Source organism: Congregibacter sp. (assembly GCF_045107095.1).
Lineage (GTDB): Bacteria > Pseudomonadota > Gammaproteobacteria > Pseudomonadales > Halieaceae > Congregibacter.
Genome location: NZ_JBGCFU010000054.1, coordinates 1 through 7,275 on the forward strand (window position 1 = coordinate 1; position 7,275 = coordinate 7,275).

The following is a 7,275-nucleotide window of genomic DNA, read 5'->3' on the forward strand; positions in this document are numbered from 1 at the left end:
AAGCTGTCCTACTGTCTACTGCTCGGTCGCATCCATCATGCCGTCAAAAATAAACTCGCACTCTCGGTAGAAGTCCATTTGCTCTTCACCCAGATAGGGCGCAATCATTGTCATCAGTTGTAGCACGCCCTGATGAATGCAGCGCTGGGCATCACTTTGGTCGTGCAGGAGCCGGTCGTAGCTGAGCCAGTAAGTCAGTTGGAGCGTCATGTTCTCTACCAATGCTTCCATCTGTACTTTGCTCAAGGTGGTCTGCGAATGCTCAAACAAGCTGGTGATAATGGCTTTGAGAGCGGCTCGTTTCGCCGCGAGAATACGCCGAAAACCACGCACAAGAGTCGGGTAGCGTCGCATGAGATCGTCAAGATTGTGATACAGGAAACGGTACTGATATAGCTCTTCAAGCACCACGTACAGGTAGTACCAGTTGTCTTCGAGATGGCCCTTATGCTCGTGCAGTGGCTGTTCGACCGGTGCGTTCAGTGTTTGCGTTAGGGCCAGTTGGAACTGCTCAAAGAGCTCAGCAATGATCTGATCTTTGCCCTTGAAGTGGTAATAGAGATTCCCCGGACTGATATCCAGCTCTCCGGCGATATCAAGGGTAGTCGCGTGCGCCTCGCCCTCTTCGTTGAACAGACGAAGACTGCTATCGAGAATACGATCCCGGGTTTTCACCGTTTTTTAGGCGCGGATTAGTTGGTTTTTCGTCGAGCCGGCGTTTTTTTAGCGGCTTGGGGCTTCTTGGCGGCGGGCCGCTTCTTTGCCGGTGACTTTTTGGCCCGCGGAGGAGCCTTTTTCTTCTTTGCGGGTGCTTTCCTTGCCGTTTTTACCGTGCCGCTGTTGCTCAAAGCGTCGGTGAGGGCGTCAACTCGATTGGCAAGGCGGTCAATCTTCTCATGGAGAGCCAACAGGTCTTCGCCGCGCGCCGGGCGCTGCAAATTGAAGTTCTCACGCACGCGATTGATACGGTCCTCCACGGAGTGGCGAGCCGCAGAACCCGCTTCTATCGCGTCTCTCGCCTCGTCTTCCAGCGCTGCTCCAGCCTTTACCAGCTCACGAAACAGTTTTGGAGGCTCAACGCCCGCTTTTTCAAGCCGTCCCTGGGCTTCGTCAACCGCTCGGCCGTAGGCGCCAACCCCCGCCAACCAGATGTTCTTCGCAATCTCGCCTGCTTTGTCGGTAACTTTGTTCTTATCGTCTGCCATCGTGTTTCCTCTGCACTATTGCCTCTTTTCCGCGACAGGTGTCTCCGCTAGCGAAACGCCGCCAGGAACAAAAAGGCGCGTAAAGCTGAAGGAGCGGGCGGTTTGTGGGCATTATTCGAATCTGCCGACGCAGTCTAGCAGACAGATATTTCTGAGCGTGACAAAGAGACAAAAAAAGGGGGTCACAATGTGACCCCCAAAAAATCCCCAGGTCGGGGACAGTGAACCCATTAGGGCAATTAGGCAGCGGCTTTAAAGCCAACAGATCCTTTGAGCTCAGCGAAACGTGCGCGAGCTTTTTCCAGTTGTGCTTCGAGCTTTGCACGGTCCAGAGCGGCAACTTCCAGCTTGGGCAGATCGATATCGTCGATAGCTGTCTTAGCTTGCTTTTCAACCTTCTGGCCACGCTTGACCATATCGGCGTACAGCTTGTCAGCTTTCTTGCGACGTGCAGTAAGTTCAGTTTCTACAGTCTTGATCTGGCCCTGGAACTGATCGAATGCCATGCCGTAAAAGCCAAGACTTGCAAGAAATGCGTTGCGGCTTGCTTCGGTCATGCGACCCTGGAGGCTAACGGTCTGCTTTGCGGCAGTCTTGCGAGCTGTAGTTGCCTTACGAGCAACAGGCTTACGCTTGGCAGTGGTTTTACGCTTGGGTGCTGCTTTCTTGGCTTCAGCCATGATATTCACTCCTAGAATTCAGAAATTTGTTGTCAAAATGGTGCAATCAGTTTTTGTTGATGTAGGCGCCGCATTCGTGCGTCGACCTACTTCTTGTCAAGCCTGCATCGCCATCCGGGGGCAGAAGCAGGGAGAATGACTGGAATCATGATTTCTCTCCTGTTTGGCCAGCATTGCATCATTGCTCTACTGGACGGTGTCGGCCTTATTGGACTTTCTATCTGGCGTGGCGCTGACTGCTCACATCTCCAGTGGGAGTGACTTTAGGGAAAATAATTAGAACAAACATACTAATCTCAGCCACGGAATTGTGACTTTCTACACAATGTCTGCCATGCCGGCATTATCGACGGTTGTAGCGCAGGACGAGGGCGCAGTTAGCAAAACGGGTGCCGAAGCACCCGTTTGAGGAACCGCAATCGAAAGCGAACCTTAGCTCTGAGGCTTGGGTCCGGCGTCCACGATAGAAGTGCCAGCATCAAACTTGACGATATTGTTCTGAAAAAGCGTCGCAAGCTTATTGGCCTGCTCGTCGTAAGCGGCAGTGTCGCCCCAATTGTTGCGGGGATTCACGAACTGGGCGTCAACGCCGGGTATTTCCGTTGGGAAGTCGAGGTTGAGAATGTCGAGATGTCCGCGTGGCGCGTCCAGCAGTGCGCCACTCTCTGCAGCACTGATTACGGCGCGAGTGACGGGTATCGGGAATCGAGACCCTGATCCTTCGGCCGAGCCCGAGCCACCGGTCCAACCGGTATTGACCAGATAAACCTGGCTATCGAACTCTTCAATGCGCTTCATCAACAGCTCAGCATAATCACTCGCAGGCCGAGGCATGAAGGGCGCACCAAAACAAGTAGAAAAGGTGGGATGAATACCCGCTTCAGCGCCCACTTCGGTAGAGCCTACACGAGCGGTATAGCCGCTCAGGAAGTGAAAAGCGGCGGCTTCTTTGGACAAGATAGAGATCGGCGGCAAAACGCCAGAAACGTCACAGGTCAGAAAGATCACACACTTGGGCTCGCCTGCGGCGTTCTCCACGACCCGCTTGGGTACATGGGCCAACGGATAGCAGCAGCGACCATTCTCAGTAAGGCTGGTGTCATCGTAATCAGCGTGGCGGTTCTCGTCTACGACGACGTTCTCGACGATAGCGCCAAACTTGATGGCATCCCAAATGATGGGTTCGTTCTTCTGGCTTAGATTAATGGTTTTGGCATAACAGCCACCTTCGAGATTAAAGACGGCACCGCGTGTCCAGCCGTGCTCATCGTCGCCAATGAGGTAGCGAGCGGGGTCAGCCGACAGGGTGGTCTTCCCCGTACCTGACAGGCCAAAGAACAGCGTGGTATCGCCATCGTCTCCAACGTTGGCAGAGCAGTGCATGCTCATAACGTCTTTTTCGGGCAGCAAGAAGTTCTGTACAGAGAACACGGACTTCTTCATTTCTCCGCCGTAACGCATGCCTGCTATCAGAATGCGACGTTGGGCGAAATTCACGATTACCGTGGCTTCTGATGCCGTCCCGTCACGGTCAGGTTCACAAACGAACTCTGGCGCGTTCATTACAGACCATTCGGGTTTTCTGCCAGGATTGTATTCATCCGGCTTGATAAACATGTTGCGCCCAAAGAGTCCGTGCCACGCCCACTGCGTGGTGACCTGCAAGGGCAGATAGTGATCACTGTGGGCTCCAACGTGGAGGTGCGACACAAAGCGATCACGTTCGCTGAGGTAGCTTTCGACACGCTCCCAAAGAGCGTCGAACTTGTCTGCATCAAAGGGGCGGTTGACGCTGCCCCAGTCAACCGCGTCTTCGCAGCTGGGCTCTCGCACTATGAAGCGGTCGCCGGGAGAGCGCCCTGTGCGTTTACCCGTCGTTACCAGAAGGGCTCCGGTATCAGTGAGGGTGCCTTCACCGCGGCGCAAAGCTTCTTCAATAAAGTCGGCGGGTTGCAGGTCGATGTATTCCCGCGGGGTGGAGTTGCTGGCGCTCATGCAGAGTGGTCCTGTGTTGGCATGTCGGAGCGTTGGACTGCGCGCTGGTACTTTCGACGGTGGCCGACGATAGTCGGCGACGAAAAGCACGCAGGCTGGAAGTGTTACCGCTCATTTTGGGGGCGCCATTATGGCGAATAGCGTGGTAATTGTGAACCGGACGAAAGTGCGCCAATTCTCACTTTTATTAGTGGATTGGCGCGTTGTCACCAGAGCCAAGAAGGCCTCGCAGGTCGCTCTCCCGGAACATGTATCGCTGGTTGCAGAACTCGCAATCCATGGTGACCGCTCCCTGCTCAGCAATGATGTCACGGATTTCAGCTTCGCCGAGGGTGGCAAGGGCCGCAAAGGTCCTGTCCTGGCTGCAACTACAGCGAAAACGCACGGCTTCAAGGTCAAAGAGGCGAATAACTTCTTCGTGATAAAGACGGTGTAAAAGGGTGGCGTCACCTAACTGCAGAAGCTCCTCGGGGCTGAGGGTTGCCGCGAGCATGCAGGCGCGATCCCATTGTTCCTCACGGGCCGCGGCATTGGGCTCAAGCTGGGTTGGGAGCTGCTGAAGCAGCAGGCCTGCCGCACGGGATCCGTCGCTACTCAATTGCAGACGGGTTTGGAGTTGCTCCGATTGACTGAAGTAGCTGTCGAGGCTGCTGGCCAGAGAGCCGCCCGTGAGGGGGACGATGCCCTGATATTGCTTACCCCGTTCAGGGGTGATGGTAAGGACGAGCTGGCCGCCACCCAACAGTGCGTCGAAACTCTCAGAGGTTGCACCTTCCGCGCCTCGGGCAATGGCGCGAACCGCTAGATCACTGCTGCACTCGGCCATGATCAAGGGAACCTCGCGGTCGCTCCGCGCCTGTACCGTCAGGCTTCCCCTGAACTTGAGCGTACTCGCCAGCAAAACAGACGCCACCAGGAACTCGCCAAGCAATCGGCTCACTCCCGTTGGGTAGCTGTGGATGTCGCTGACATCGGTGATCACATTGTCCAGATGCACAATTTCGCCGCGCAGATCCATTTTTTCAAAGAGAAAGCGGCGCTTGCCGTCGGCGTGGCGGAGGGTGGAGATTTCAGTAGGAACAGTCATATGCTTAGTATAAAAGCATAGAGGGGTGTTACAGAAACCCCGTGCTAGCATGCGGCGCAATTCCGGTCGCTAGTAGCTACTTTTTCGCGCATGCAAACCACACTTTTATATGCAGTGACGGTCGTCATCTGGGGTACTAGCTGGTTCGCCATCAAATACCAGCTGGGGCTTGTGGACCCGCTTGTGTCTATTGCGCACCGGATGGCTCTGGCCGCGGCATTTTGCGCACTGCTTACACTGTGTACTCAGGGCTTTGTACGACTCAGCCTACGCAACCATTTAAGGATTTTCTTTCAAGGGCTCTGCCTTTTTTCCTGCAACTATTTATTCATCTACACCGCGACTGTCGATCTGTCATCGGGTCTGATCGCGGTAATTTTTTCGACAATGGTGGCCCTCAACGCTCTCGGTGGAGCGCTCTTTTTAAACATGCCCCTACGTGCCCCTGTTGTTATCGGCGGTCTACTGGGCCTGTTCGGCATGGCAGCCTTATTTTATCCGGAGTTGGGAACTCTCAGCTTGTCCGATCCGCGTTTACAGGCGCTGTTGCTGTGTTTTCTCGGCACGCTTTTCGCCTCCGCCGGTAATCTGGTTGCCGCGGGGAGTCTGCGACAGGGTCTTCCCGTACTCACCTGCAATACCTGGGGCATGTTTTATGGAGCCTGCACCTTGTATGTCGCGGCGCTTGTTTTAGATATTCCGATTACGGTTGATTTAAGTCGTGAGTATCTGAGTTCGCTGGCTTATCTGGCGTTCTTCGCAACAGTGCTTGCCTTTTGGGCTTACGTTTCGCTTATCGGCCGTATTGGTCCCGATCGCGCCGCGTACACAACTTTACTCTTTCCCGTCGTCGCGCTTCTGGTTTCCAGTTTCCTTGAAAGCTATGCCTGGACCTTATGGTCCATGGGGGGGCTCTCTCTTGTATTGGCTGGGAATTGGTTGGCCATGCGCGGTGTGCGCAGCTGACCTATACTGCGTGAAAACTATAACGAGGTAGGCCCGCGTGGCAGGATTTCAGATTCGCAAACCGCATAGCATGGATAAAGCCGAGCTTCGTGAGGCCGCTGAGGGGCTTGCCAAGCAGCTCGAAGGAACCCACGGCGTACGTGCTCGGTGGGAGGGCGATTCTGTGAGGATTAAAGGGGCAGGCGTCGACGGTAAACTTACGCTTTCGGATGCGGATGTTCTGGTCAGTGTTGAATTGGGTCTCATGGCCTCTGCGTTCAAAGGGCCTCTGCGCAATGAAGTGCAGCGCTTTCTTGATGAGTATGTTTCCTGAGTTCACCTGACTCCTTGTGCCAGCCATAAAGTCTGTTCACCAGCACCCACCTCTCGACAACCCGTAGTATCAGTTCCACACCAAAGCGGTGAGAAATCTTCCTTACCCTGGGCTTCGGCGGCAGCTCTTAGGGGGGCGAGCGCGCTCGACGCTAAAGGGAACTCAGGAGCAACATCGCTAATAGGCCCCATTTCCTCCATGACACGGTTGGGAATACCTCTCGCTATACCCCCGGAGAATAGATTGGTCAGTTGTGTGTTGCTGGATCGTGGGCTTCTTAGCATCTTGCGATGAATGCGGCTTGTTTTGGCTTCTTTACAGAGCAGGTAAGCGGTACCCAGTTGAATAGCATGAGCCCCTGCGTCCATAGCAGCCCTTACCTGCTCTGGGTTAGAGATTCCCCCCGCCGCAATGACTGGGACCGATACAGCGGTTTGCAGAGCCGCGACCAGATCAAGTGTTTCTAGTTGTGTCGACAAGTCTCTACTGAGAAACATGCCGCGATGGCCTCCGGCCTCTATTCCTTGGGCGATTACGGCATCTGCGCCGTGGTCAGCTAACCACAGCGCCTCGTCCACGGTAGTTGCCGATGACCAAACCTGCCCATTCCAGGACTTGATGGCCTCAAGGTGTGCACTTGTTGGCAGGCCAAAGTGAAAGCTCACGATGGGCGGCTTGTAAGCTGCAATCAACGCGAGCGATTCATCGGAAAACGGTGTACGCGATGGCCCCCTTGGGATGTTAGCGGGATCAAGTTCATACTCCATGAAGTAGCGCGTTAGGGCATTACGCCAGCGCGCTTCTTGGCGTTCATCGGCTTGCGGCGGCTGATGGCTAAAGAAATTGAGGGTGTAGGTAGCTATCCCGGAAGCCTTAATGGTCTCCAGTTCCTGCGCCAGCATTCCGCTGGACAACATGGCGCAGGGTAAGGAGCCGACTCCGCCGGCGGTCGACACCGCGATGGTTAGAGCACTGCCCTGCACGCCAGCCATGGGTGCTTGGATAATGGGTAGGTGGCCAGGAAGCTTA

The 7,275-nt window shown here is 54.9% G+C and carries 9 protein-coding genes; 3 read left to right on the forward strand and 6 right to left on the reverse strand.

All coding sequences use genetic code 11. The features are described from left to right. Nucleotides 1–15: 15 nt before the first annotated feature. The 3 genes from AB8B76_RS09390 to AB8B76_RS09400 all read right to left on the reverse strand — a co-directional run bounded on the left by AB8B76_RS09390 (nucleotide 16) and on the right by AB8B76_RS09400 (nucleotide 1,885). On the reverse strand, nucleotides 16–675 hold the full coding sequence (locus AB8B76_RS09390; RefSeq protein WP_405271944.1) for a TetR/AcrR family transcriptional regulator: 660 nt from the start codon (nucleotides 673–675) through the stop codon (nucleotides 16–18). A gap of 17 nt (nucleotides 676–692) precedes the next feature. After that, nucleotides 693–1,205, reverse strand: coding sequence for a phasin family protein (locus AB8B76_RS09395; RefSeq protein WP_405271946.1), 513 nt, complete (start codon nucleotides 1,203–1,205; stop codon nucleotides 693–695). Between the two features lie 239 nt (nucleotides 1,206–1,444). Continuing rightward, nucleotides 1,445–1,885 (reverse strand): hypothetical protein, encoded by a 441-nt coding sequence (locus AB8B76_RS09400; RefSeq protein WP_405271948.1) that lies wholly within the window; start codon nucleotides 1,883–1,885, stop codon nucleotides 1,445–1,447. A gap of 135 nt (nucleotides 1,886–2,020) precedes the next feature. Here AB8B76_RS09400 and AB8B76_RS09405 point away from each other — a divergent pair, with 135 nt between their 5' ends. Continuing rightward, the gene (locus AB8B76_RS09405; protein WP_405271950.1) at nucleotides 2,021–2,146 is read left to right on the forward strand and encodes a hypothetical protein; all 126 of its coding nucleotides are present in this window, start codon (nucleotides 2,021–2,023) and stop codon (nucleotides 2,144–2,146) included. A 171-nt stretch (nucleotides 2,147–2,317) separates the two neighbouring features. On the opposite strand, the gene AB8B76_RS09410 is transcribed toward AB8B76_RS09405, so the two are convergent. Both AB8B76_RS09410 and hslO read right to left on the reverse strand, forming a co-directional pair. Further along, a complete protein-coding gene (locus AB8B76_RS09410; protein ID WP_405271952.1) occupies nucleotides 2,318–3,880 on the reverse strand; it encodes a phosphoenolpyruvate carboxykinase in 1,563 nt (520 codons plus the stop codon). A 187-nt stretch (nucleotides 3,881–4,067) separates the two neighbouring features. Continuing rightward, nucleotides 4,068–4,967 carry an Hsp33 family molecular chaperone HslO gene (hslO, locus tag AB8B76_RS09415; protein WP_405271954.1) on the reverse strand — a complete coding sequence of 300 codons (900 nt, stop codon included), beginning with the start codon at nucleotides 4,965–4,967 and terminating at the stop codon, nucleotides 4,068–4,070. A 90-nt stretch (nucleotides 4,968–5,057) separates the two neighbouring features. On the opposite strand from hslO, the gene AB8B76_RS09420 reads away from it, so the two are divergent. Both AB8B76_RS09420 and AB8B76_RS09425 read left to right on the forward strand, forming a co-directional pair. After that, a complete protein-coding gene (locus AB8B76_RS09420) occupies nucleotides 5,058–5,933 on the forward strand; it encodes a DMT family transporter (protein WP_405271956.1) in 876 nt (291 codons plus the stop codon). Between the two features lie 37 nt (nucleotides 5,934–5,970). Further along, on the forward strand, nucleotides 5,971–6,246 hold the full coding sequence (locus AB8B76_RS09425) for a polyhydroxyalkanoic acid system family protein (RefSeq protein WP_023660326.1): 276 nt from the start codon (nucleotides 5,971–5,973) through the stop codon (nucleotides 6,244–6,246). 2 nt (nucleotides 6,247–6,248) lie between these two features. On the opposite strand, the gene AB8B76_RS09430 is transcribed toward AB8B76_RS09425, so the two are convergent. After that, a partial coding sequence (locus tag AB8B76_RS09430; RefSeq protein WP_405271960.1) for an NAD(P)H-dependent flavin oxidoreductase occupies nucleotides 6,249–7,275 on the reverse strand: 1,027 nt, incomplete at its 5' end.

Bases quoted from the DNA above. Each gene is read 5' to 3' on its own strand.
- AB8B76_RS09395 (WP_405271946.1), bottom strand. From the start codon at position 1,205: ATGGCAGACGATAAGAACAAAGTTACCGACAAAGCAGGCGAGATTGCG.
- AB8B76_RS09400 (WP_405271948.1), bottom strand. From the start codon at position 1,885: ATGGCTGAAGCCAAGAAAGCAGCACCCAAGCGTAAAACCACTGCCAAG.
- hslO (WP_405271954.1), bottom strand. From the start codon at position 4,967: ATGACTGTTCCTACTGAAATCTCCACCCTCCGCCACGCCGACGGCAAG.
- AB8B76_RS09405 (WP_405271950.1), top strand. From the start codon at position 2,021: ATGACTGGAATCATGATTTCTCTCCTGTTTGGCCAGCATTGCATCATT.
- AB8B76_RS09410 (WP_405271952.1), bottom strand. From the start codon at position 3,880: ATGAGCGCCAGCAACTCCACCCCGCGGGAATACATCGACCTGCAACCC.
- AB8B76_RS09420 (WP_405271956.1), top strand. From the start codon at position 5,058: ATGCAAACCACACTTTTATATGCAGTGACGGTCGTCATCTGGGGTACT.